This window comes from Methylophaga sulfidovorans (assembly GCF_900114205.1).
GTDB lineage: Bacteria > Pseudomonadota > Gammaproteobacteria > Nitrosococcales > Methylophagaceae > Methylophaga > Methylophaga sulfidovorans.
Map to the genome: position 1 here is coordinate 185,062 of NZ_FOSH01000005.1, position 26,089 is coordinate 211,150.

Genomic DNA, 26,089 nt, shown 5'->3' on the forward strand with positions numbered 1-26,089 from the left:
GTTACTCCTGCAAGCAGGAAATATCGGCAACGCCCAGGAATAATGCCCGGGTTTGATTGAGTAAGGCTAAGCGGTTGTTTCTTACGGCCTCGTCATCAGACATTACCATGACTTGCTCAAAAAAAGCATCGATGGTTTCACGCATACCAGCGAGATAATTTAAAATGCCCGCATAATCCGAAGCAGTATAGAGTGGCTTCAAGGCTTGTTGTGCAGCCACAACCTGATCGGCCAGTGCTTTTTCAGCATTCTCAGCTAATAAGCTTTTATCAACAGTTAATCCTTCCTGTTCAGCCTCATTTTTACGCAAAATATTACCAATACGTTTATTACCCGCTGCCAGCGACTCAGCTTGCTCCAGTTTTCTAAACTCAGCAACAGCGTTCAGTCTTTGCATAAAATCAAGCGGTTGCGTTGGCAATACGGCCAGCACTGACTCGTATTCATCAGCTTTAGCCCCTTGGTCGATAACATAACCACGCAGACGATCATAAAAATACTGCACCACCTGAGTTGTCACATCATCTTCAGTCAGAATATCGACAAAGTTATTTGCCGCTTCAGAGATTAAACGAGACAGATCAAGCGATAATTTATTCTCAATAATAATACGCAGTACACCTAAAGCCGCACGTCGTAAGGCAAACGGATCTTTGACACCTGATGGTGGTTGACCAATACCAAACAGTCCCACGATAGTATCCAGCTTTTCAGCCAGACTGACGGCAATACCGGTAGCTGTTTGTGGCAAGTCATCACCAGCAAAACGTGGGCGATATTGCTCATCGAGCGCTTCTGCGACATCGGCATGCTCACCATCCAACTGGGCATAATAACGGCCCATAATGCCTTGCAACTCGGGGAACTCACCGACCATTTCAGTGACAAGATCACATTTTGCTAATAATGCTGCACGTTCAGCTAATTGAGCATCACTCCCCATCTGCTGTGCAATACTGGCAGCTAATGCAGCAACACGTTGAGATTTATCATAAACCGTTCCCAGCTTATTCTGGAATACGATAGTTTTTAACTGCTGCTGGCGATCAGCCAAAGGTGACTTGCGATCGGTGTCCCAGAAAAAGGCGGCATCGCTGAGTCGTGGCAGAATCACACGTTCATTACCGGCAATCACTTGTGCCGGATCCTGACTGGCGATATTACAGATGGTGATGAAATGCGGTAATAAATCACCATTTTTTGCCCGCACCGCGAAATATTTCTGATGACCTTCCATCGATGAAATCAACGCTTCCGCTGGTAGTTCTAGAAAACGCTGATCAAAATTACCTGCTAAAGCTACCGGCCATTCGACTAAACCAGTTACTTCATCAAGCAGCTCAGGATTAATCACAGCATCGCCACCGAGACTGGCGGCCAGTTCATTCACTTGCCCATGAATCGCCTGTTTTCTGGCTTCATAGTCCACCATCACATGACCTTCGGTTTCCAGCTGTGGAGCATAAGTCATCGGTGTGCTGATACGAATAGGCTGAGGATGGTGGAAACGATGGCCGACAGTAAAGCGATCCGCATTTACCCCTAATAAATTGACAGGAACAACTTCATCACCCAGCAACACGACTAACCAATGAACAGGTCTGACAAACTCGCCCGGTAAGTCACCCCAGCGCATACGCTTAGGGATCGGTAAAGCATTTAACGACTGTTGAATGATTTCTGGCAGCAAAGTGGCAGTTTCAGCACCTTTTTGTTCTTGTCTGAAAATCAACCATGCGCCTTTATCGGTCTGCATCGTTTCCAGGTCATCAACTTCAATACCACAGGAACGAGCGAAACCTTGTAATGCTTTGGTTGGATTACCATCTTCATCAAATGCCGCTGTGACAGCAGGTCCACGTCGCTCTACAGTAAGATCATCTTGCTGTGTTTGTAACTTCGAAATCACTAGGGCCAAACGTCTTGGTGTCGCGTAGGCACGAATCGCATCAAAGCTTAATTCGGCACTTTTTAACCCTTGTTCAACACCTTGCTGGAAGGCCTGACTCAGTTTCAGCAATGCTTTTGGCGGTAATTCTTCTGTGCCTAATTCGATAAGCAGATCCTGATACGCCTGACTCATGACTGTACCTCCTTATCTGCAGACTGAACCATTGGAAATCCTAATGATTCACGTCTGTCGTAATAGGCCTGAGCAACGGCTCTGGCTAAGGTACGTACACGGAGGATAAATCGCTGTCTTTCAGTCACGGAAATCGCTTTTCTTGCATCTAATAGATTAAATGTATGTGACGCTTTCAGTACTAACTCATAGGCAGGTAGCGGTAAACCTGCTTCTATCATGCGCTGACTTTCACGTTCACAGGTATCAAATGTGGTGAATAAACTTTCCACATCGGCATGTTCGAAGTTATATGTCGACATTTCGACTTCGTTTTGGTGGAACACATCACCGTAAGTGACTTTCCCCATCGGGCCATCAGCCCAAATCAGGTCATATACGCTGCTAACGCCCTGCAGATACATAGCAATACGTTCCAGACCGTAGGTAATTTCACCGGTGACTGGACGACATTCAAGCCCACCCACCTGTTGGAAATAGGTGAACTGCGTGACTTCCATACCGTTCAACCACACTTCCCAGCCAAGTCCCCATGCGCCTAAAGTAGGTGATTCCCAATTATCTTCGACAAAACGCACATCATGGATAGCGGTATCCAGCCCCAGCATTTCCAGAGAACCTAAATACAGTTCCTGAATATTGATAGGTGACGGTTTTAAAACGACCTGAAACTGATAATAGTGCTGTAAACGATTGGGGTTTTCGCCATAACGGCCATCAGTGGGACGACGTGAAGGCTGAACATAGGCAGCACTCCATGGTTCCGGGCCAATTGCGCGCAAAAATGTCGCTGGATGGAATGTCCCCGCACCAACTTCCATATCATAAGGTTGGAGAAGCACACAGCCCTGCTCAGCCCAGTACTGTTGCAGCCTGAGGATCAGTTCCTGAAAGGTTCTTGGCGTTTCCGCCTTCATCACCGCTGTCTTAGTCATTAGCTCGATTTCACAATCCAAAGTCAAAACATACGGGATTATAGCGAATACAGAGCTGACTGTAGAGGTCGACAACAGATAAATCTGATACTAGAAAGCCTAAGCACACATTTTCCTCGTCACTCCATTGCCACCATTCAGGTACAATTCACCACCTGAGTCAGGCAATCATGAGAGTGACTATGCAACGAACCATTGGCATCGTTATGGATCCGATCAATCGGATTAATACTAAAAAAGACAGCAGTCTTGCGATGATGCTGGCTGCGCAGCAGCGTGACTGGCAGATTTTATATATGGAACAGCAAGACCTTTTTCTATCTGAAGGGAAAGTTTTTGCTGAAATGCGCAGTCTTCGCGTATTTGATGATCCGCAGCACTGGTTTGAACTGGGTGAAAAAGTCACGCGTCCCATCACTGATGTAGACGCGATTCTGATGCGAAAAGATCCGCCATTTGATATGGAATATATCTACAGCACTTATTTGCTGGAACAAGCTCAGGCTAATGGCGTGCTTATCATCAATGATCCGCAAAGCCTGCGTGATGCTAATGAAAAACTGTTCACCGCCTGGTTTCCACAATGCTGTCCTCCTACCTTGGTGACACGCCAGAAACATCTGATAAAAGATTTCCAGCAAACACATGGCGATATTATTCTTAAGCCGCTTGATGGCATGGGTGGCGCGTCGATATTCCGCATCAATCAGGGCGATCCCAATTTCTCAGTCATTGTCGAAACGCTGACAGAACATGGGCGCCGCTCGGTCATGGCGCAAAAGTATTTACCCGCTATCAAAGACGGTGACAAACGTATTCTGCTGATAAATGGTGAGCCTGTATCTTATGCGCTGGCCCGCATTCCCGCGGAAGGTGAAACTCGCGGCAACCTCGCCGCTGGAGGTCGTGCCGAAGGTCGACCGTTGACTGACAGGGATCGTTGGATCTGCGAGCAGGTTGGTCCCAAACTACGCGAAAAAGGCTTAGTTTTTGTCGGACTGGACGTCATTGGTGATTACCTGACCGAGATAAATGTCACCAGCCCGACCTGTATCCGTGAACTTGATCAACAATTTGGCATCAATATTGGTGCCGATCTTATGACAGAAATAGACAAACTTTTATCATGAAACTTATACCCCTTTTATTAATTTTAACGACGTTACTGACAGCCTGTGGCGAACCAGAAGAAGCTGCCCGTCAGGCAAAATTTTATGCTTTCGGTACTGAAATTGATGTCAGCCTTTATGGTGTTGATGCCGAAACCGCCGAGAAAACGGTGAGCGATCTGGAAGATTCCTTCGATACCATTAATGAAACATGGCATGCATGGAAACCCAGCACCTTAACCCGCATCAATAAAGCTATCGCGAATGGCGAACCTGTTGAAATCAAACCACAAGTCGCCGCTGTTATCGAAGAAGCAGCAACCTATGCTAAGGAAAGTCATAATTTATTTAACCCGGCCGCCGGCAAATTATTTGAACTTTGGGGTTACCATCGTGATGACTGGTTTGAGTCACGCCCGCCACCAGCTCAGGATAAAATCGATGCCTGGTTGAAAGCGGATCCCACCATGGAAGATATTCATATCAAAGATAATATTCTGACCAGTGATAATCCGATGGTAAAACTTGGCTTTGGTGGTTTTGCCAAAGGCACAGCGGTTGATGCCGCCATTGACGCCCTGAAAAAACAAGGCGTGAATAATGCCATTATCAATATTGGTGGTGATTTACGTGCCATCGGTAAACACGGCAACCGCCCCTGGGTAATTGGTATCCGTCATCCACGAAAAGAAGGCGCTATGATTGCCTCTGTTGCAGTATCCGGTGATGAAAGCGTATTTACTTCGGGCGACTATGAACGTTACTTTACCTATGAAGGCAAGCGTTATCCTCATATCCTGGATCCAAGAACAGGTTACCCTGCTCGTGAGAATATTTCGGCGACAGTGATTAATCAGCAGGCAGCTCGTGCTGATGCTGCAGCGACAGCGTTAATTGTGGCAGGTAAAGACTGGCCGGAAATAGCTGCCTCAATGGGTATTAAGGAAGTGATGATTATTCGTGCTGATGGGCAAGTGGAAATGAGCCCATCCATAACGAAAAAAATTCATTTTACTGACAAATCCATTAAACCAATTTTACGTGAAATAGGTTCCACAACGACTCCATAGCTATGGTAACCAGCGCATCATCTGATCGACTTATTTTTACTCTGCTGTTTTCAGTCATCCTGCATCTAGTGGTTGTGCTGGGCGTGAGCTTTGATGTGTTTTCTAAACCCACCAATGCACCTGCGAATAACCTTGATATCACCTTGGTGAAACAACAAGACAAAATTAAACCTGAACAGGCAGACTTCTTGGCTCAGGCGAATAATGAAGGTGGGGGTGAGCTTGATACCCCCACACCAGAGCCCACAAAAGAGTTACCTGTACCGATAACCGAAGACGTGCCATCAGCACCACCGCCAGTGCAAAAAACAGAAACGGTCACCGAGACAGAAACCGTCGCCGTACAACCACCGGCACCAGAACCAACACCGCCTGAGCCAAAAGTGGTAAAGCCAAAACCTGACGTAAAAAAACCCAAACTTGAACCCAAGGCAAAGCCCGTTCCTAAACCTGAGAAGCCAGTCAAAAAGCTCACCCAGGAAAAAGCGGAGCGGAAGGTAGAAAAAACGGAGACAGCTGAAACCGCAAGCAAAACTGAAGCAGAACCTGAAGAAGTCGCTAAACCCGAAATTTCTGCCCGTGATTTGATGATGCAGGCCCGAAGTGAAATAAGCGAGCTGCAGGAAAAACTCGACAAAAGCACCAAGGCTTTAAGTGAAAGACCTAAAAAGCGACGTATTTCAGCATCTACCAAAGAGTTTGCCGCCGCCGCTTATATGAAAGCCTGGGAAATGAAAGTCGAGCGAATCGGTAATATGAATTACCCTCAGGAAGCCCGGCAAAAAGGCTTAAGTGGTAGCCTGATGTTGTCTGTAGATATCAATCCCGATGGCAGTGTACCTGCGGGTGGCATCGTCGTATCACGTTCATCAGGGCATAAAGTATTGGATGATGCCGCAGTCAGAATCGTCCGACTGGGTGCGCCTTATGCCGCCATACCTAAAGATGTGTTGAAAAATAACGATATGCTGACGGTGATTCGTACCTGGAAATTTGAAACTGGTCGCGGTTTATCGACAAGATAAAAAAAGCCGGTAACAATTGTTACCGGCTTGAATATTACTGAAATAAATACTGGCGAATTTCTTGTTCGCTTTTATTGATAAAGTTTTTGTTAATGGTCTGACTGATATATTTCTGTGTCACTTCACCCATTTGCTGCTTGAGTGCCCCCAGAAAGCTTGGCGGGGAAATCAACACGAGGTCGTTGACATCACCTGTTCGGCGAGCACATTCCAGACGTTCACTTAAGTCATGAGCAAACATCTGCATTTCCTGTTTTTTTGGTTCAGTTCTAGACTCCATAGCATGACGTCCTCCAGAGCCATAACTATCAAAACCTCGTCCCGGCTCATCAGACACTAAGTCCTGATTATGAGCACGACTGGCAGTGTTGACCATGTCATCAATTTCTTTGAGTGGACTAGTCCGACTCTCAACAGAAAAGATCCGAGCTCGACTGCTCTCGGCGACAACGATCCACTTTTTCTTCATAGTCGATTCTCCTTCTCGCTTGGGAAAACAAGCAACACAGAGCAATAAGCGGGAAATCACCCTGCATCATCAGTAACTTGATAGAAGCAATGGTTCGACTATAACAGACAATATTGCCTTTGTCTGTCACTTAACAATTCTAAACAATTCTTTACTTTTCAATATCTTGTGACAATCTATATCCTAGGCCGGCTTTACTGATATTGCTGTATTCAAGCGGGAGAGCGGCCTTGAGCTGATCCGCTAATTTTTGGCAGATTTTTATATCACCATGCTTTAATTCCAGCTCAATTTCATGGATCGCCGTCTGTTTGTCACCTGCTCTGACTTCTCCCCGGTCATAAGCCAATTCAACCACTGTGTCAGGCTCTAACACCAACAACCAGACATCACGTTCAAACTCTGTTGTGAACACCGGCTCAATAGCGCTCCATACTTGTTCTTGTTCCAGTAATGGCGCAATCGCGGTTTCTGCCAGCCGCTCAAGATCAAATGCCGGAGCAACTAATTCATGCTCCCATTCTTGACGTTCATGCAAGCCAGAACTAGCTTGACCGCTGCATTTCACTGTTTGCAGCCATTGCTCACCTATTTGACGTAATCTCAGCCCTACTCCAAATGTCATTAAGGCTTTGTCCGGCGTATCAAAATAGGTGCTCAGCAAATGCTGTTGATACACATCCTGCTTCAACAACGCTGTAAGCCAGTCCAGATCTAGTAAGTTAAGCGAGTCAGCCTGCGTTACCTGAAGTTTTATTTCTTGTTCTAGGCTCATGAGTTCAATAAAGGTTTTAAATATTTACCGGTGTAAGACGCCGGATGTTCGGCCACCTCTTCTGGTGTGCCAACAGCCAATACTTCACCACCACGAGCACCACCTTCAGGCCCCATATCAATAATCCAATCTGCAGTTTTAATGACATCAAGATTATGTTCAATGACTACAATGGTATTGCCGCGGTCTCTTAAGCTATGCAGGACTTTCAACAGCTGTTCGATATCGAAGAAGTGCAGACCTGTGGTTGGTTCATCCAGCACATATAAGGTCTTACCGGTATCACGCTTGGATAACTCTTTAGCTAATTTGACCCGCTGCGCCTCACCACCCGATAAGGTAGTCGCATTCTGGCCAAGCTTGATGTAAGTCAGGCCAACATCAATCAATGTTTGTAATTTTTTCGCCACAACCGGAATATTTTCAAAAAAGACATTCGCTTCTTCGATAGTCATATCCAGCACTTCGGTAATCGTTTTACCTTTGTAACGAATATCCAGTGTTTCACGGTTATAACGCTGGCCCTTACAAACATCACACGGCACATAAATATCAGGCAAGAAGTGCATTTCGACTTTAATCAGACCATCGCCCTGACAAGCTTCACAACGTCCACCTTTCACATTAAAGCTGAAACGTCCTGGACCATAACCACGTGAACGTGCCTCAGGTGTACCCGCAAATAACTCACGGATCGGTGTAAACAAACCGGTATAGGTAGCCGGATTTGACCGAGGAGTACGACCAATTGGACTTTGATTAATCGCCACCACTTTATCCAGCTGCTCTAAACCAATAATTTCAGAATGTGGTGCGGGTTCTTCAGAATTACCGTTTAAGTTTTTGGCGGTCAGCTTTAATAATGTTTCGTTGATCAGCGTCGATTTCCCAGATCCTGAAACACCGGTGACACAGGTCATCAGACCAATCGGCACATCAATATCGACATTCTTCAGATTATTACCGCAGGCTCCTCTCAAACCAATTACCCGACCAGCATGGGGTTGCTGACGTTTGGCAGGTACATCAATTTTTCTACGGCCCGACAAATACTGCCCAGTCAGTGACTCTTCACTTTTCATGATTTCTTCAGGTGTACCCTGAGCCACAATTTGACCACCATGCACACCTGCACCTGGCCCAATATCAAGCACAAAATCCGCCATGCGAATCGCATCTTCATCATGCTCAACGACAATGACCGTGTTACCTAAGTCACGCAGTCGGGTTAAGGTTTCCAAAAGACGATCATTATCACGCTGATGCAGACCGATTGAAGGTTCATCAAGGATGTACATGACCCCAACCAGACCCGCACCAATCTGGCTGGCAAGACGAATACGCTGCGCTTCACCACCTGACAATGTTTCTGCACTGCGTGCCAGATTCAGATAATCAAGGCCAACATTGACCAGAAAGCTCAGACGCGCCGAAATTTCAGTGACAATTTTTTCTGCAATTTCGCCACGTTTGCCGGGTAAGGTGAGTGTTTCAAAGAAAGTACTCACTTCACCGATAGGCATTGCTGTGACTTCAGGCAAGGTGATTTCATTCACAAATACATTACGCGATGCCAACGTTAATCTGGCCCCATGGCACTCCGGACAAGCACGAATAGAATGGAATTTAGCCAAATCTTCACGAACACTATTTGATTCTGTTTCGTGATAGCGACGTTGCATATTGGGGATAACACCTTCAAACGGGTGTTTACGACTTACGCTCTTACCGCGGTCGCCCATATAGTTGAAGGCGATCGGCGTTTTACCACTACCAAACAGAATAACTTCACGAACATCATCCGATAAGTCCTGAAATGGTGTTTCCAGATCAAATTTATAATGCTCTGCCAGCGATAACATCAGCTGGTAATAATAAGCATTACGGCGATCCCAGCCACGAATGGCACCTGCCGCCAGACTTAATTCCGGATGAGTCACTACACGCACAGGATCAATAAACTGTTTCACACCGAGCCCGTCACAAGTCGGACAAGCGCCAGCAGGATTATTGAACGAGAACATGCGCGGCTCTAATTCGGAAATCGAATATCCACATTCCGGGCAGGCGAAGCGAGCAGAAAATAAAGTCTCGTCAGACTCATCATCCATTGCCACTACTTTCGCTACACCATCAGCCATGGCTAATGCTGTCTCAAATGATTCAGCCAAGCGCTGCTGAATATCCGGACGCACTTTAAAGCGATCCACCACGGCTTCAATCGTGTGTTTTTTGCGCAGTTCTAATTCAGGCGGGTCATCAAGCTCGATGACTTGTCCATTTACACGGGCACGAACGAAGCCTTTTATGCGTAGTTCTTCCAGTACATCACGATGTTCACCTTTACGATCCTGAATCACCGGCGCAATCAGCATCAAGCGTTTACCTTCCGGCATATCGAGCACGGCATCCACCATTTGACTCACGGTTTGCGCCGCCAGCGGTTGATGATGTGTCGGGCAGCGCGGTTCACCCGCGCGAGCAAATAACAGCCTTAAATAGTCATAAATTTCGGTGATGGTGCCGACAGTTGAACGCGGATTATGCGACGTCGATTTTTGTTCAATCGATATCGCCGGAGACAGGCCTTCAATATGATCCACATCCGGCTTTTCCATCATTGATAAGAACTGACGGGCATAGGCTGACAAGGATTCTACATATCGACGCTGCCCTTCTGCGTATAATGTGTCAAAGGCAAGCGAGGATTTTCCCGAACCAGACAAGCCGGTGATAACAATCAGAGCATCTCTCGGCAGGTCCAGATCGATATTTTTAAGATTGTGGGTACGAGCCCCACGAATGCTTATATTTTTCATCCCGGGAGCGCTTATATTTTTCATCAGGATTCCGTAGTAAAATCAAACGGATCAATATACTCTGTCCTACTACCATGACGCAAAAACAAACTATAACAAATTCATTGACCTCACTGGAAAAGCGCAGTATTTCAGGACTTTCATTGATATTTGCCTTGAGAATGCTGGGATTATTCATGATCCTGCCGGTTTTTTCGATCTCGGCACATCAATACACGGGCAGTACACCAATGCTTATTGGTATCGCAATTGGCGCATATGGACTGACGCAGGCGCTACTGCAAATTCCATTTGGCATGTTATCCGACAAAATCGGCCGCAAACGCGTTATCACCATCGGTTTATTGTTATTTACAGCGGGCAGTGTCGTTGCAGCCACTGCACATTCCATAGAAATGGTGATTGTTGGACGTTTATTACAGGGTAGTGGCGCCATTGCCGCCGCCATTATGGCGTTAACCGCAGATCTGACCCGCGATGAACAACGCACCAAAGCAATGGCCAGTATAGGCATTAGTATTGGTATGTCGTTCTCTGTTGCTCTGGCAGCAGGCCCTATTCTCGAACATTGGGTTGGTTTATCCGGTATATTCTGGGTGACAGCGCTGCTAGCCATCGCCGGTATCGGTATTCTGCACTTATGGGTGCCATCCCCTAAACGATTGATGACACATACCGATCTTGGACCGGTTCCTAAGCAATTTGGCAAAGTGTTTGGCAACAAACAAATCATGCGCTTAGTGCTGAGTATTATGTTGTTACATTTATTGCTCACCACCAGCTTTTTCGCTTTACCCCATGCTTTACAGGATGTGGCAGGACTGAATAAAAGCCACCATGCTATGGCTTATATGCCGGTGCTGATTTTAGCCTTTTTCACCATGGTGCCATTCATCATCATCGCTGAAAAAAAACGCAAAATGAAATCCGTTTTCATCGGTGCCATTGCGGTGATAGGGCTGGCTGAACTGGGTTGGGCATTTTTTGCTCACTCATTAACAGCAATTCTGGTCTGTCTTTGGTTGTTTTTTTCCGCGTTTAATATTCTTGAAGCTAGCCTGCCATCGATGATGTCAAAGCTCAGTCCATTGGAAAATAAAGGCACAGCAATGGGGGTTTATTCGAGTGCTCAGTTTGTAGGCGCATTTATTGGTGGCGCCATGGGCGGTACACTTTATGGCATCTTCGGTCTGGAAGGGATTTTTGTCGCCAGCGCCGTATTGGTTGTCATCTGGTTATTACTGGTTTTCCCTATGCAAGCACCGAAGCATTACAGTAGTAAGATCATTCATCTGAGTGATGCCACTATGAATAATTCCGCCGACTTCATTCAACAATTAAAAGCCATTTCTGGTGTCAAAGAAGCAGTCATCGTGCCGGAAGAGCAAGTGGCTTACGTCAAATATTCGCCTGATGAAATTAATATGGAAGAACTGGAAGCTTTTGCTTCTAGCCATTAAGGAGTGCAGAAATAATAATGATCGACGAGATAAAACAGAATCATAGTCAGGTCATTTCACGAACCGCGGCTATTCTCAAAGCGCTACAGTTTTTTCCTGATGGCGTCAGCGTCGATGCTTTAGCCGCACACATTGCTCTGCCTCGTTTAACGGTTCAGCATCTGGTGTCATTATTAGAACAAGAAGCGTTTGTTATTCATACCCATCGAGGTGTCCAATTAGGCCCTGCTTTATTGCAGATGTTACATACCACGCATACTGATTTTGTTAGTGCTGTCCGGCCACACCTAGTTACCTTAGCTAAACATACCAGAGAAACCGTTGATCTCTGTGTTTTCCGAGGTCGACATTCACTCTCTATTGAACACATTAGCAGTGAACAAGAGCTTCGGGTGGTCTCCTCAATTGGAACAGCATTCTCGGTATATACCTCTGCCCATGGCAAAGCCATTCTCGCCACCCTAAGTAATGAAGAAGTCAGAACCATTATCGAAGATAAATGGATACAGCAAACTGAAGCGAGCCATATTTCGTACGACACACTTTTTCAGGATTTAGATCTCATTCGTAAAAACGGCTGGTCCGTGGATATAGAAGAACATACAGAAGGTGTTTGTGCCGTTGGTGTGGTTATTCTTGACCCAGAAACCACTGAACGTTATTCCATTGCTGTATCTCTTCCTACCATTCGTTTTAACAGAAATATGACCGAGGTCACTTCTGCCTTACTGCAATGTAAAGCAGAAATAGAAGAAGTACTTAAACGATAATTTTGTATCGTTTATTCACGCTTTTATGTCAGATCAATACGCGTGTTCGTATTCTATTATGTATTGGGAATGTGCGAGTGAGATGATATTATCCCTGCTCATTAGCAATCCTTTTTCTGCCAGCAATAAAGTTGTTGGTGGCAGAAACGCTTTTAACTATTTTTTTAAAACCGAGACAGTCATTTGACGGATGTTCCGCAGCAACATCAACACAGATTTGACGGTCCCTATTAAACCAAGGAACAAGCCATGTCAGTAAACAAGGTCATTCTGGTCGGACGACTCGGCGCAGAGCCTGAAAGCCGCGCCTTTCCAAACGGTGGTTCAATTTGTAACTTACGAATTGCCACATCAGAAAGCTGGAAAGACAGACAAACCGGTGAACGCCAGGAACGTACCGAATGGCACCGTGTAGTCTTACGTAACAAACTGGGCGAAATTGCTCAGCAGTACCTGCACAAAGGCTCACAGGTTTATATCGAAGGTCGGATTCAAACCCGTAAATGGCAAAACCAGCAAGGACAAGATCAATACACCACGGAAATCGTCGGTAATGAAATGACGATGCTGGATAGCCGTGGTGCAGGCGGTGGTAATCAAGGTGGTGGCAGTAATTACAATGCCGGTGGCGGTGATACCTCGTTTGACCAACGTCCTCAACAACAAATCGGCGGTTACAACGCACCACAACCTGCCTCATCATCTGCAGGCCCTGATTATGGTGGCGGCGGTGATGACTATTACGATGATGATATTCCGTTCTAGGTCTATCTTAAGTAAATATAAAAAAAGCCCTGTAATACAGGGCTTTTTATTATCTTAAGGTCAGATAAACTTACAATAAAGCATCAATATGGCTGGCCACACTGCGGCCTAACGCTGACATTGCGTAGCCACCCTCAAGCGTTGACACTATCCGGCCTTGTGCAAATTTATCAGCTATTTTTTTCACTTCACGGGTCACCCAGGCAAAGTCCTCTTCCACTAAATCCAGATCCGACATATCGTCTTCCCGGTGCCCATCAAACCCGGCAGAAATAAAAATCAGTTCAGGTTGAAACGCTTCCAGCTCCGGTAACCATTGCTCCTCAATCAACCGCCGAAATTGCTCACCACTGGTCCCGGCAGGCAGTCCTATATTAATCATATTGTCGTGTTTACCAGGTTCACCGGTATCAGGATAAAAAGGGTGCTGAAAACTACTGCATAAAAGCACCTGCTCATTGCCTCTGAAAATATCTTCTGTGCCGTTACCATGATGTGCATCAAAGTCGATAATAGCTACTCGCTGCAGACCATATTGGGCTAATGCATGAGCGACACCTACGGCGACATTATTAAAAATACAAAACCCCATCGCCTTATTATGTTCCGCATGATGACCCGGTGGTCTGACACAACAAAAGGCAGTTTTTGCTTCTTGACTCATGACTAAGTCAACCGCTTTAACCACTGCTCCGGCACCGCGCTGTGCCGCTGTTAACGACGCTGATACCATCAAGGTATCGGCATCCAGCCAAACACGTTCATTCTCGTGCAACTTCTGAAAGATATCACTGACATAATCAACATCATGAACACGGCATAATTGCTGTAAGGTAACCATTGGCGCGTCATAAGAATGCATAATCATTTCCAAACCGCTGGCAATGAGGCGATCGTGAATTGCTGCAAGTCTTTCTTCCGTATCCGGATGATATGATGTCGTTTCGTGCAGGGCACAGTCAGCATGAGATATAAACGCGATAGTCATAACGACACCTTCAGCAAACGTAATAAAGTTTTTGTAAGCTAATCGTATCAGGAAAATGGACCAGTGATATGACCACACATTTTTTAGACCGCCTGTTTTCACCCCGTTCAATTGCTGTATTCGGTGCCAGTCAAACGACTGATGCAGTAGGCAGACGCGTTTTCGATAATCTGGTCGATACCGATTTTGCGGGGCCGGTATATGCCGTTAATCCTAAATATGATCGTATCAATGATCATATTTGCTATCCGAATCTGGAAGCCATTAATGAATCTGTCGACTTGGCAGTTATTGCTACACCGGCTCCCACTATAGGAGCCATCATTCATCAATGTGGCCATGCAGGTGTGAAAGCGGCCATCATTATTTCGGCGGGTTTTAGTGAAGGTCAGGGACAAGGGCTAAAACTCGAACACGATGTCGTAAAAGCAGCGCAGCAATACAATATTCAAATTCTGGGACCGAACTGTCTGGGACTAATCCGACCCAGTATTGGCATGAATGCTACCTTTAGTAAAAATACCGCAGCACCTGGACAATTAGCCTTAATTTCACAATCAGGCGCTTTATGTACCGCGATTCTGGATTGGGCGGCTGCCAATGAGGTCGGCTTTTCTGCCATTATTTCTTTAGGCAATGCCGCTGATATCGACTTTGGCGATCTGCTCGACTTTCTTGCGCAAGACCACAAAACCCAAAGCATTTTGCTGTATGTCGAAGGTATTCGCGATGCCCGCCGCTTTATGAGCGGTTTACGTATCGCTTCCCGGATGAAACCTGTCGTGGTGATTAAAGCAGGCCGCCATCAAGCTGGCTCACAAGCCGCTCTTACCCATACCGGTGCAATGATGGGTGCTGATGATGTATTTAACGCCGCTATCCAACGCGCAGGTGTGGTTAGAGCCGATACCATCCAGCAGCTTTTTGCTGCGGCAGAGCTGTTAGCTACTCAATGTCGGGTGCATGGCAGACGTTTAGCGATTGTTACCAATGGCGGTGGTCTTGGGGTGATGGCCACTGACAGAGCCATTGATTTAGGTATTGAACTGGCAACACTATCAGATACCACCATTACCAGCCTTGATAAGGTTTTGCCCCACCACTGGTCACGCAGTAATCCGATTGATGTGCTCGGAGACGCCTCACCAGAACGCTATAAAGCCGCAGTTAATACTTGTTTGCAGGATGAAGGCATTGATGGGGTATTAGTCATGCTGTCACCACAAGCCATGACCGATCCCGATGCCTGTGCGCAAGCGGTCATTGATGCCCGCCAGACAAGCACTAAACCTGTGCTAGCTTGTTGGATGGGTCAACAACTGATTGCCAGTGCAGATCGTTTATTTGCCCGTCATCATGTGCCCTGCTTTTCTGATCCGGAATCTTCAGTAGAAGCCTTTGCCTGTCTGGCCCGTTTTTATGAAAATCAGCAATTATTAATGCAGGTTCCCGGCCCTTTATCATCACACAGTGAACCGGATATTGAGGGGGCGCGACTCATTATTGAAAGTGTGCTGGCTGAAAACCGCCAAGCATTAACCACAGCTGAGTCGAGAGCCCTGTTACATGCCTTTGATATCCCAGTTAGCTTAAGCATTCAATGTCATAGTGCCAATGAAGCTCTGGTCGCTGCAGAAAGTTTTGGATATCCAGTGGCGATGAAAATCAATGATCGCCATATCCAGCACAAAACCGATGTCGGTGGTGTGCGTTTAAATATCAATAATGCGGCAGCGGTTAGATTGGTTTACAAAGAACTGCTGGAGGCTGTGCGTAAAAAAGTACCGGATATTAAGTCATTCAGCGTCAGTATCGAACCCATGTATACGGATCCCTTTGGTAGAGAATGTCTGGTCGGTGCCAATCGTGATCCGGTGTTTGGTACCACCATTGTATTTGGGGCAGGAGGTGTCAAAGTCGAAGTCTTGCAGGATACCGCCATTGCCCTGCCACCTTTAAACACTTTCCTGGCAGATAAGCTGATTAATCAAACCAAAATTGCTGCAATGCTCGGTGAGTTCCGGGATATGCCCGCAGTGAATCGTGACGCCTTAATACAAGTGTTGTTACGGGTGTCAGAGATGGTTTGTGAATTACCCGAAATAGAATCGCTGGATATCAATCCGCTGGTTGTCGATGAACGTGGCGTATTGGCATTAGATGTCAGAATCGTAGTAGCCCATCATGTGAAAACCATTAATCGCTATGATCATATGGCAATTCATCCGTATCCAACGCATCTGACCAAACAGGAGCAGTTAGCCGATGGCACAGATATTATTATCCGACCAATACGACCGGAAGATGCGCTGATTGAACAGGTCTTTTTCCGTAAATTATCTACCGAATCTCGCTACTTCCGCTTTATGCAAGAACTCAACGAACTGTCGCAGGATATGCTGATACGGTTTACGCAACTTGATTACAGTCGTGAGCAGGCCTTGATGGCGGTGACCATGGAAGAAGAGGAAGAAATTGAAGTGGGTGTGGCACGTTACAGCATGAATCCGGACGGCAGCAGCTGTGAATTTGCCTTAGTGGTCGCTGATGAGTGGCAGCATAAAGGTATTGGTACTCGACTAATGAATGCCCTGATTTCCAGTGCCTGCCAGCAAGGGTTCAGCCTGATGGAAGGTGAAATTCTCACCAGTAATCAACCGATGCAACGGCTTGTAGAAAGTTTAGGTTTTACCGTCACGGCCAGCCTGGAAGAGCCCTCAATAAAACTGGCTTCCCTGCATTTATAAACAGCTACAACAAAAATTATCGAAAACCATTGATTGTTATTAACAAGAGTGGGAGCATCAATTAGTAACCACCAAAGAAGGCGTGTGAATGAAAAAAATTCCTTATACCACCGTTCGTCCTATTCGTAGTCTTAACCTGTTATCACAAGAAGAAATCGTTAAACTCAGCTCTCCCAGCGCTGAACTGCATCAACTGTTTCGAGAATGTGCCCTGGCGATTCTCAATACCGATAGTCATGAAGACGATGCCGAAGAAATTCAGCAACTCTATGCAGATTTTGATATCCGCCTAAAGTCACAGCCACGTGGCGTGATGCTGGAAATCTTTAATGCCCCGGCCCAATCCTTTGTTGATGGCACGCTGATTCGCGGTATTCAGGAACATTTATCTTCGGTATTACGTGATATTGTCTACACCGACTTTAAAATTCTGGCAGAAGAAACTAACAGCTCGGCAAAAATCACCGACAAAGTGTTCCGTATCCTGCGTAATGCCAATATGGTCAGACCGAACGTGTCACCTAATCTGGTGGTGTGCTGGGGTGGTCACTCTATTCCCCGCGAAGAATATAACTATGCCAAACATGTTGGTTATGAACTTGGCTTGAGAGGGCTGGATATTATTACCGGCTGCGGTATTGGCGCCATGAAAGGTCCAATGAAAGGTGCTGCCGTCGGTCATGCCAAACAACAAATCACTCATGGTCGTTATATTGGCATCAGTGAACCGGGCATTATTGCTTCAGAATCACCCAATGCCATCGTCAATGAACTGGTTATCATGCCGGATATTGAAAAACGTCTTGAGGCCTTTGTACGTCTGGGTCACGTTATCGTGGTATTTCCCGGTGGCGTTGGCACGGTGGAAGAAATCTTCTATTTACTCAGTATTTTGCTACACCCTGAAAATAAATACGGTATCCCATTAATCTTTGCCGGTCCGGAATCATGCCGAGACTACTTCAACACACTGGATGCATTCCTTAAACAGTGTCTGGGTGAAGACATTAGTCAGTTATACGATATTGTTATCGGTGAACCAGAAACTGTCGGCTATAAAGTCAAACAGGCGATGACGGAAGTTCATGAAAATCGTCGTGAAACCGAAGAAGCGTATTACTACAACTGGCAGTTATATATTGACCCAATGCTTCAGCAGCCATTTATTCCTACTCATGAAAATATGGCGGCCTTACATTTAGATCCATCACTGCCTAAACACCTGCTAGCCAGTCAGATCCGCTCGGCATTTTCGGGCATTGTCGCTGGTAATGTAAAAAGCTTTGGCATCAAAGAAGTGGCGAAACATGGGCCCTATTTGCTCAAAGGCGATCCAGGCATCATGCGGGCGATTGATAATCTCCTCAATATTTTCGTCAAGCAGCAACGGATGAAGCTCGGCCAGGGAGAAGGGGTCTACCAGCCTTGTTATAAATTGGTGGAATAATTTTTACTCGATAACTGAAAGGGATGTCACGTAAACCACTTCACAAGCATGAGCACCGGTGTCGTCTCTGGTCATGGAACTTCTCCATGACCAGCCATCGGCTGCTTTGGCCTGAATTAACTGACCTTCCAACGCAATAATCTGCCCTTTTTTCACTTTCTTTAGTACATTGGCTACCTGACTGTCAGCAGGAATCAAATGCATATTGGCACTTTGGGTTTCAATGTCATGACGGGGAATTGGGAACTGTTCCACACGCCAGTAATACCAACGCCTGGTCTGGGTGATATCAATCTCCGCCAAAACGCTCTCATCCGACATTTTCTGCCAGCCCAGCGCTAAGTCGGTTGGGGATAATTCACTTTCTCTATCAATGTTGTAATCTTCACGACCCAACACTTTTGCTTGTAGTGAAAAATTTGCCAGTGGTGTGATTTGATAATCTTCAAACTCAAACGGTACTGCTTGACTGATCGGTTTTTGTACTGGTGCCTGAGCTACCTTAACACCCGGCCCTAAACTGACTTCTTGGTTATGCTGCCATTGTTTTACAGCAACAACGGCAAGCACAATCAGCAAAAGCCATTTGACTAGCTTCATTGTGGATGTGTGAGATTAAACCGTTTGCCAGCAAGCATAATCAGTAATAACACCGGCAATCCTATCAGGGCCGTCATCAGGAAAAAGTTTTCAAAGCCGATGGATTCGACCATAGAGCCTGAATAGCCACCGAACACTTTGGGGATTAAGGTCATCAATGAGCTGAAAATCGCATACTGTACTGCGGTAAAAGAGATATTGGTCAAACTCGACAAAAAGGCAATAAAGGCTGCATTAGCCAGACCGCCTGAAAGATTATCGGCGGTAATGACAACATACAGCATAGTAATATCGTGACCGCTTTGCACTAGCACCATAAATAACAGATTAGTAATGGCAGATAACACCGCGCCCAGCATCAATATCGGCATCACGCCATAACGCAAAACCAATATACCGCCGTAGAAAGCACCGAAGATGGTCATAAACACACCAAAAGTTTTTACCACAGTGGCAATTTCAGTTTTGGTAAAACCCAGGCTTTGATAAAGCGGATTTGCCACCACCCCAAGCACAATATCTGAAATCCTATACAAGCCAACCAAAGCTAGCAATAACCAGGCTAAAGACCAGCCATAGCGGGTAAAGAAGTCCTGAATAGGCGCAATGTAACTATGAGTGACACTTTGTTTATCGATGAACTTTATTTGTGTCATCAGCATAGCAACCAAAGCTGCAGCAAAACCGGCAAATACCAGCCTGATTAATTCAATAGAAACTGACACCAACTGAGTATTACTGAGAAAAACACCCAGTTTTTGTTTCGCCTGCTCCGTTAAATCTGCTGTCAGTGCAAAGCTACAGATAAAGGCACTCACCGCCAGTAAAAAAGTAATAAAAAATCGCACATGATGACGGCGGTTAATTAATGCTGACTCTTGTTGTTGCTTGGGCTCATCAATGATTAAGGTAGTTAGAATGCCAAACAAAAATAAACTTGCCATGCTCCAGTAGGTTATCTGCCAGGCTCCATAATTATAATGGTCCATGCTGGTGCCAAAATAGCTGGCCAGAAATAAGGCCCCGCCACCCGCCACTAACATGCCAATTCGATAACCAGCAATATAACTGGCCGACATCATCGCTTGTAGTTCAGCATTCGCTGACTCGATACGATATGCATCAGTCACAATATCCAAGGTGGCAGAAGAAAAGCCCAGACAAACAGCTGCAGCGCCCATCCAGACCAGTGAATTTTGAGCAGGGTCCACCATCGCCATAAAAATAATGGAGCCCATCACCATACATTGCGCTAATAATAGCCAGGCACGACGACGGCCAAGTAGACGGGTTAATAGTGGTAAAGGCATCACATCCACCAGCGGTGCCCAAACGAATTTAAATGAGTAACCCAGCGCTGCCCAGCTGAAATAAGTGATTTCACTTTTTGCGATGCCGACTTCGCCAAGCCATAAACTTAATGTAGAAAAAATCAGTAATAACGGCAGACCGGCCATGATGCCAAACACAAGCATTGTCAGCACCCTCGGGTGCATAAATGCTTGTAAACTCTCATGCCATGAACGTAGTCGTGCTATCAAAATCGGTCTCAGATCGCGTTGAATCAGCTAAAGTAACATTGAAGTATATCTGGTTCCACTTTTGTTCATCGGGATGCAGACAGCTAGAAAAAATTGCTGATCTTCATACAGTCAACGATAATGAGAAAATTACGAGAATAGACTTCTGATATCCTTAATACCTCATGGCTAAGCAACGCAAAATAATTCACGTTGATATGGATGCTTTTTTTGCTTCTGTTGAACAACGTGATCATCCAGAATACAAAGGCAAACCGTTAATTGTCGGCGGCCAGCCTAACAGCCGGGGCGTTGTTGCAGCCTGTAGTTATGAAGCCAGAAAGTATGGCATTCATTCGGCTATGCCCTGCTCACGAGCCTATCGCTTATGCTCTCATGCTCTGTTTGTGCCACCACGCTTTGACGCTTATCGTGAAGTTTCCGAGCAAATTCGCGACATTTTCTGGCGTTATGCCTCTGAAGTTGAACCTTTATCACTCGACGAAGCCTACCTGGATGTGACCTATACCGAGGCCTTTAACGGTTCCGCAACATTGATTGCCAAAGCCATCAAACAAGATATCCTGGACGAAACCAACCTAACTGCTTCAGCGGGTGTGTCGTACAATAAATTTCTCGCCAAAATTGCCTCTGATATGGACAAACCTAACGGTCTTTATGTCATCAGACCCGAACAAGGCGAAGCCTTTGTCGCCGAGCTTCCAGTAGGTAAATTTCATGGCGTTGGTCCAGCCACAGAAACCAAAATGCATAATCTCGGTATCCATACCGGTAAGGACTTGCGTGAGAAATCATTAACAGAACTGACTGAGCGTTTTGGCAAAGCAGGTCAGTATTACTACAATATCGCCCGAGCCATCGACGAACGCCCCGTTCGTAGCCAGCGTATCCGTAAATCACTGGGCAAAGAAACTACCTTTGCTGAAGACATCCACTCTATTGCTGAATTAATTGCCAAGCTGCTTGATCTGGGAGAACGCGTCTTTGAGAGCCTGGACAAACAAAATCTGAAAGCACGTACCGTCACCGTCAAAGTCAAATATGCTGATTTCCAACAAGTCACCCGGGCACACAGCGCCGAGCACATCATTAAACTGACTGACTTAAAAAAGATTATTCCATTGTTGCTGGAAAAAACAGAGGCGGGTCATAAACCAGTGAGGCTTGTCGGATTAAGTATGAGTGGCTTTGATTTACCCGTGACAGAAATTATTCAACCACAGTTGGACTTAAGCTTAAATGATGATTTTTAAAAATAAACCGATGATATAGCTTGGTTTGAAGGAAGAACCCTGTATGAACATATTATTAACATTAAGCTTCCCCCCTCAATCCAAACAATATCAATGTTATTAAAAAGCTGACTTAAGACGACTTTTCAGAATTTTATAACGGCTAAATGCACATTTCACAAAGTTACCATCTCTATGTTTAAAGCGTTTTTTCAAAGCTTTTTTAACTTCCCATGTGCCTTTATAACCATTGGGGAATACAACTAAGTCGCCGGCTTTAAATGTGGTTGCAGGTCCACCATCAGCAGGTGTCATCACACATTCACCTTCGACAATTAATGCCACTTCAGTGGTCACGAATGACCAGGGAAATACGGAGACTTCTTTTTCCCATGTTGGCCAATGGGCAACTCCCAATTGTTTTAATTGTGCTTCGCTGGGATTGCTGTCCACGGTAATGTTTTTCATTTGAATTCCTATATGTAAATTTGCCCACAACCCGTTATGTTTCGGCATGAGCTGAGAATTGAAGACCGTGTATTCTGCCTGTCTTTCAGCAATAAACCGAATTTACCGTTCACTTTCGATGTCAGAGCGAGGCATATTTGCCATAATGCCTCTTTGCTTTAATCACTGAATTTATTTATGCAGACTGAAGGACAACCCGCACTGGACGTGCTACAGGACATCTTTGGTTACGATGCCTTTCGACATAATCAACAGGATATCGTTGAGCACCTTATCCATGGTGGTGATGCTCTGGTATTGATGCCGACCGGCGGCGGTAAATCACTTTGTTATCAGATTCCGGCACTTATCCGGCCAGGCACCGGCATTGTGGTTTCACCTTTAATTGCCCTGATGCAGGATCAGGTGATGGCATTAAACGAATTGGGTGTGAAAGCGGCTTTTCTGAATTCAAGTCTTTCAGCAAATGAAGCCCGTACGGTCGAGCAAGAACTTGAAGCTGGACTGATTGATGTATTGTATATCGCCCCAGAACGCTTACTGAACGAGCGTACATTATCGCTGCTGAGCCGTGTCAGTATTTCCTTATTTGCGATAGATGAAGCGCATTGCGTGTCACAGTGGGGACACGACTTTCGCCCTGAATACCAACAACTTCGTTTACTTCATGAACGTTTTCCTAATGTGCCTCGTGTCGCCCTGACGGCCACAGCGGACAAACGCACCCGTCAGGAAATCATTGAACAGCTCAATCTGCAGCAAGCTAATGTCTATCTGAATAGTTTTGACAGACATAATATTTTTTATGCCATTACAGAAGCGACGCAAGCCAAACAACAGCTTTGGCAATTTATTCAGGAACATCACGCCAACGATGCCGGTATTGTTTATTGCCTGTCTCGCAAAAAAGTAGAAGCCATTGCCGAGTGGCTTCAGGAACAAGGTCAGGTTGCCCTGCCTTATCATGCTGGATTATCCAATGAGATCAGGGCTAAACATCAACAGCGCTTTTTACGCGAAGAAGGTGTGATCATTGTCGCCACCATCGCCTTTGGTATGGGTATTGATAAACCTGATGTGCGATTTGTCGCTCACCTGAATTTGCCGAAAAATATTGAAGCTTATTATCAGGAAACCGGCCGCGCGGGACGCGATGGTTTACCGGCCAATGCCTGGATGGCCTATGGCCTGCAGGATGTCATTACCCTGCGACAGTTTATGCAGGACTCTAATGCGCCCGATATGATCAAACGGGTTGAGCAGCATAAATTGGATGCCATGCTCGGCTTATGTGAACTCATCACCTGTCGTCGTCAGGCCATACTGGCCTATTTTGACGAAGAAGCTCCTGAAAAATGCGGCCAATGCGATAACTGCCAAACACCACCAGAAAGCTTTGATGCGACAGAAATGGCGCAAAAAGCCCTATCCTGTGTTTACCGTACCGAGCAACGTTTCGGGGTGAATTATTTAATCGATGTGTTACTTGGCAGTGACGACGAACGTATTAAACACAATCAGCATGATAAGTTAAGCACCTACGGCATTGGCGCTGAACTGAACGCGACTCAATGGCGTGGAATCTTCCGCCAGTTAATCGCCACGGGTTACCTCGATATTGATATTCAACGTTATGGCGCATTACGTCTGACGGAAAAATGTCGGCCCGTATTACGTGGTGAACAGACGTTGTATTTAAGAAAACAATCACCCAAAAAATCCGCGACTAAAGCCAGTAAAAAACAAACAGCCGTTCGTCCTCAAGATCAACGACTCTGGGAAGCGTTACGCCAATTACGCTCTGATATTGCCAAACAACATGGTGTGCCGCCTTATGTTATTTTTCATGATGCGACTTTATTGGAAATGTGTCGTTACCGCCCTGCAGATATGTCTGCGATGCAGCGAATTTCCGGGGTGGGCGAGCAGAAACTCAACCATTACGGTCATGCCTTTTTAGAGGTGATTAAACAACATCCTTTATCTGATTTACTCAATAACGGTCTGAGCGATACCATTAATGACACGCTGTTATTACTCGAAAAAGGACATGGCATAGACAATATTGCCAAGCAGCGTGATTTAAAACTCAGTACGGTTTATAGCCACCTGGCTGAAGGCATCAATGCCGGATTGCTGGATGTTAAAGATGTATTAGATCTGGAAGATGCCGAACTCAATACGATTATGCTTACCATTGAATCTTTAGGAGACGAATCACAGAGCCTGAAAGCGATTTATCAGGCGCTGGATGAAGCTTATGATTATGGTGTGATTCGTTGTGTACTTGCCTCAATGTATTAATAACAGATTATTTTCAGACTTTATCTGACTGCACTTGCTGTAATTGCTTCAATATCGCCTCTGCTTCCTGAGTCAATGAAGCAAACAGTCGTATATCGCCATTACGCTGTGCATGTAATGCCTGTTCACGCTTTCGTGCTAACTGCTTTTTTAACTTTTTCTCTGGATCGGACTTAAAGAATGACCACATACATAACTCTCCGATAGCTTGGATAAGTCAGAGAGTTATGTAGCGATAAAGTTCGTTTTTATTTTGGCAGCTCGTAGTCATAATCAATAATGAGCGGCGCATGATCAGAAAAAGATTCCTCACGATAGATTTCTGTCGCTTTGACCTTGCCTTTCATACCCGGCGTTAAGATATGGTAATCAATACGCCATCCGACATTATTCGCTCTGGCCTGACCGCGGTTTGACCACCAGGTGTATTGGTGTTCTTCCTGTGGTAACTCACGGAAGGCATCGATAAAGCCCATTTCATCAAACAGTTTATCCAACCAGGCACGTTCTTCAGGCAGGAAGCCTGAATTTTTCAGATTGCCTTTCCAGTTACGAATATCTTCATTTTTATGCGCGATATTCCAATCACCACATATCAAGACATCACGGCCTGAGTCTTTCATTTCCTGCATTTTTATTTCGAAAAAGTCCATGCAACGATACTTAACCAGTTGGCGTTCTTCTTTTGCCGATCCTGATGGCATATACAAAGAAATCACGCTTAAATTACCAAAGCGGGCCTCGATATAACGCCCTTCCGCATCGAACTCCTCATTCCCCATGCCAACAATGACTTCATCGGGCTCTGCTTTGCAATACAGCGCGACGCCGCTATAGCCCTTTTTCTCAGCATCATGGTAATAACAGTGATATCCTTGCGGCCTGAAAATATCATCTTCGAGTTGATGAACTTGGGCTTTGGTCTCCTGAATACAGACAACATCTGCATTTTGTTTGGGTAACCAGTCGAAAAAACCTTTACGGGCGGCGGCTCGAATACCGTTCACATTGGCTGTGATTATGCGCATGGGTCATCCTATTGAAAAATAATCACATAATACCATTTACAAATCAGAATAAAATCCGGATAATGTCGGGCTCATCTGTAAATACAGATAGCTAGGTTTAGCTACAGATAAATGAATTTTTAGGAGAAGCACTTTGGCAAATTCGGCACAAGCAAGAAAACGCGCGCGTCAAGCAGAAGTACACCGTCAGCGTAACGCCAGCCAACGTTCAGCGATGCGTACAACGATTAAAGCACTGAGAAAAGCAATCGCAGCTGGTGATAAAGAACAAGCTGTTGCTGCTTTCAAAGTTGCAGCGCCTGCATTAGATCGTATGGCGGGTAAAGGCATTATTCATAAGAATACTGCTGCTCGTGGTAAAAGCCGCTTGAACAACGCTGTTCGCGCAATGTAATTTAAAGTTTCGACTTTATAAAAAAACCGACGTAATGTCGGTTTTTTTATGTCTGTCATT

Annotated in this window: 22 protein-coding genes; 11 read left to right on the forward strand and 11 right to left on the reverse strand. The window is 45.5% G+C overall.

Annotation, left to right across the window (positions count from 1 at the left end; genetic code table 11):
• Nucleotide 1: 1 nt before the first annotated feature.
• Nucleotides 2-2,083 carry a glycine--tRNA ligase subunit beta gene (gene glyS / locus BM232_RS05880; RefSeq protein WP_091712294.1) on the reverse strand — a complete coding sequence of 694 codons (2,082 nt, stop codon included), beginning with the start codon at nt 2,081-2,083 and terminating at the stop codon, nt 2-4.
• On the reverse strand, nt 2,080-3,018 hold the full coding sequence (gene glyQ, locus BM232_RS05885; protein ID WP_007144477.1) for a glycine--tRNA ligase subunit alpha: 939 nt from the start codon (nt 3,016-3,018) through the stop codon (nt 2,080-2,082). Before glyQ ends, glyS begins: the two co-directional genes overlap by 4 nt.
• Nucleotides 3,019-3,200: 182 nt before the next feature.
• Between glyQ and gshB the strand changes: the two genes are divergently transcribed.
• Genes gshB through BM232_RS05900 form a run of 3 tightly spaced genes read left to right on the forward strand, consistent with a single transcriptional unit; the run spans nt 3,201 to nt 6,222 of the window.
• A complete protein-coding gene (gene gshB / locus BM232_RS05890) occupies nt 3,201-4,148 on the forward strand; it encodes a glutathione synthase (RefSeq protein WP_091712296.1) in 948 nt (315 codons plus the stop codon).
• Entirely contained in the window at nt 4,145-5,197 is a 1,053-nt protein-coding gene (locus BM232_RS05895; protein ID WP_091712298.1) for an FAD:protein FMN transferase, read from the forward strand. Before gshB ends, BM232_RS05895 begins: the two co-directional genes overlap by 4 nt.
• Nucleotides 5,198-5,199: 2 nt before the next feature.
• The gene (locus BM232_RS05900; protein ID WP_091712300.1) at nt 5,200-6,222 is read left to right on the forward strand and encodes a TonB family protein; all 1,023 of its coding nucleotides are present in this window, start codon (nt 5,200-5,202) and stop codon (nt 6,220-6,222) included.
• A 34-nt stretch (nt 6,223-6,256) separates the two neighbouring features.
• Here BM232_RS05900 and BM232_RS05905 read toward each other — a convergent pair whose 3' ends face one another.
• The 3 genes from BM232_RS05905 to uvrA form a co-directional block, all read right to left on the reverse strand.
• Nucleotides 6,257-6,691 carry a host attachment protein gene (locus BM232_RS05905; RefSeq protein ID WP_091712302.1) on the reverse strand — a complete coding sequence of 145 codons (435 nt, stop codon included), beginning with the start codon at nt 6,689-6,691 and terminating at the stop codon, nt 6,257-6,259.
• 151 nt (nt 6,692-6,842) lie between these two features.
• Nucleotides 6,843-7,466: a CYTH domain-containing protein gene (locus BM232_RS05910; RefSeq protein WP_091712305.1), complete on the reverse strand. Its 624-nt coding sequence runs from the start codon at nt 7,464-7,466 to the stop codon at nt 6,843-6,845.
• A complete protein-coding gene (gene uvrA, locus BM232_RS05915; protein ID WP_091712403.1) occupies nt 7,463-10,285 on the reverse strand; it encodes an excinuclease ABC subunit UvrA in 2,823 nt (940 codons plus the stop codon). The genes BM232_RS05910 and uvrA overlap by 4 nt, the downstream gene beginning before the upstream one ends.
• A gap of 74 nt (nt 10,286-10,359) precedes the next feature.
• Between uvrA and BM232_RS05920 the strand changes: the two genes are divergently transcribed.
• The 3 genes from BM232_RS05920 (at nt 10,360) to BM232_RS05930 (ending at nt 13,280) form a co-directional block, all read left to right on the forward strand.
• Nucleotides 10,360-11,745 (forward strand): MFS transporter, encoded by a 1,386-nt coding sequence (locus BM232_RS05920; RefSeq protein ID WP_091712308.1) that lies wholly within the window; start codon nt 10,360-10,362, stop codon nt 11,743-11,745.
• A gap of 17 nt (nt 11,746-11,762) precedes the next feature.
• Entirely contained in the window at nt 11,763-12,515 is a 753-nt protein-coding gene (locus BM232_RS05925; protein WP_091712311.1) for an IclR family transcriptional regulator, read from the forward strand.
• Between the two features lie 249 nt (nt 12,516-12,764).
• On the forward strand, nt 12,765-13,280 hold the full coding sequence (locus BM232_RS05930) for a single-stranded DNA-binding protein (RefSeq protein ID WP_091712313.1): 516 nt from the start codon (nt 12,765-12,767) through the stop codon (nt 13,278-13,280).
• Nucleotides 13,281-13,350: 70 nt separating this feature from the next.
• On the opposite strand, the gene BM232_RS05935 is transcribed toward BM232_RS05930, so the two are convergent.
• Nucleotides 13,351-14,268, reverse strand: a complete 918-nt coding sequence (locus BM232_RS05935) for a histone deacetylase family protein (protein ID WP_091712406.1) — start codon at nt 14,266-14,268, stop codon at nt 13,351-13,353.
• A gap of 68 nt (nt 14,269-14,336) precedes the next feature.
• Here BM232_RS05935 and BM232_RS05940 point away from each other — a divergent pair, with 68 nt between their 5' ends.
• Complete coding sequence (locus BM232_RS05940) at nt 14,337-17,015, forward strand: bifunctional acetate--CoA ligase family protein/GNAT family N-acetyltransferase (RefSeq protein WP_091712316.1); 2,679 nt, start codon at nt 14,337-14,339, stop codon at nt 17,013-17,015.
• An 88-nt stretch (nt 17,016-17,103) separates the two neighbouring features.
• Entirely contained in the window at nt 17,104-18,462 is a 1,359-nt protein-coding gene (gene ppnN, locus BM232_RS05945) for a nucleotide 5'-monophosphate nucleosidase PpnN (RefSeq protein ID WP_091712319.1), read from the forward strand.
• 3 nt (nt 18,463-18,465) lie between these two features.
• Here the strand turns inward: ppnN and BM232_RS05950 are convergent, their stop codons facing one another.
• The gene (locus BM232_RS05950; RefSeq protein WP_091712322.1) at nt 18,466-19,062 is read right to left on the reverse strand and encodes a hypothetical protein; all 597 of its coding nucleotides are present in this window, start codon (nt 19,060-19,062) and stop codon (nt 18,466-18,468) included.
• Nucleotides 19,059-20,558 (reverse strand): AmpG family muropeptide MFS transporter, encoded by a 1,500-nt coding sequence (locus BM232_RS05955; RefSeq protein ID WP_091712324.1) that lies wholly within the window; start codon nt 20,556-20,558, stop codon nt 19,059-19,061. Before BM232_RS05955 ends, BM232_RS05950 begins: the two co-directional genes overlap by 4 nt.
• A gap of 209 nt (nt 20,559-20,767) precedes the next feature.
• On the opposite strand from BM232_RS05955, the gene dinB reads away from it, so the two are divergent.
• Nucleotides 20,768-21,856 (forward strand): DNA polymerase IV, encoded by a 1,089-nt coding sequence (gene dinB, locus BM232_RS05960; protein ID WP_091712327.1) that lies wholly within the window; start codon nt 20,768-20,770, stop codon nt 21,854-21,856.
• A gap of 99 nt (nt 21,857-21,955) precedes the next feature.
• On the opposite strand, the gene BM232_RS05965 is transcribed toward dinB, so the two are convergent.
• A complete protein-coding gene (locus tag BM232_RS05965; RefSeq protein ID WP_091712329.1) occupies nt 21,956-22,303 on the reverse strand; it encodes a cupin domain-containing protein in 348 nt (115 codons plus the stop codon).
• Nucleotides 22,304-22,480: 177 nt separating this feature from the next.
• Here BM232_RS05965 and recQ point away from each other — a divergent pair, with 177 nt between their 5' ends.
• The gene (gene recQ / locus BM232_RS05970; protein ID WP_091712332.1) at nt 22,481-24,607 is read left to right on the forward strand and encodes a DNA helicase RecQ; all 2,127 of its coding nucleotides are present in this window, start codon (nt 22,481-22,483) and stop codon (nt 24,605-24,607) included.
• 13 nt (nt 24,608-24,620) lie between these two features.
• Here recQ and BM232_RS14770 read toward each other — a convergent pair whose 3' ends face one another.
• Nucleotides 24,621-24,797 carry a DUF6435 family protein gene (locus BM232_RS14770; protein WP_143092265.1) on the reverse strand — a complete coding sequence of 59 codons (177 nt, stop codon included), beginning with the start codon at nt 24,795-24,797 and terminating at the stop codon, nt 24,621-24,623.
• A 58-nt stretch (nt 24,798-24,855) separates the two neighbouring features.
• Nucleotides 24,856-25,635 (reverse strand): exodeoxyribonuclease III, encoded by a 780-nt coding sequence (locus BM232_RS05975; protein WP_091712334.1) that lies wholly within the window; start codon nt 25,633-25,635, stop codon nt 24,856-24,858.
• Between the two features lie 133 nt (nt 25,636-25,768).
• Here BM232_RS05975 and rpsT point away from each other — a divergent pair, with 133 nt between their 5' ends.
• A complete protein-coding gene (rpsT, locus tag BM232_RS05980; RefSeq protein WP_091712336.1) occupies nt 25,769-26,029 on the forward strand; it encodes a 30S ribosomal protein S20 in 261 nt (86 codons plus the stop codon).
• Nucleotides 26,030-26,089: the final 60 nt, after the last annotated feature.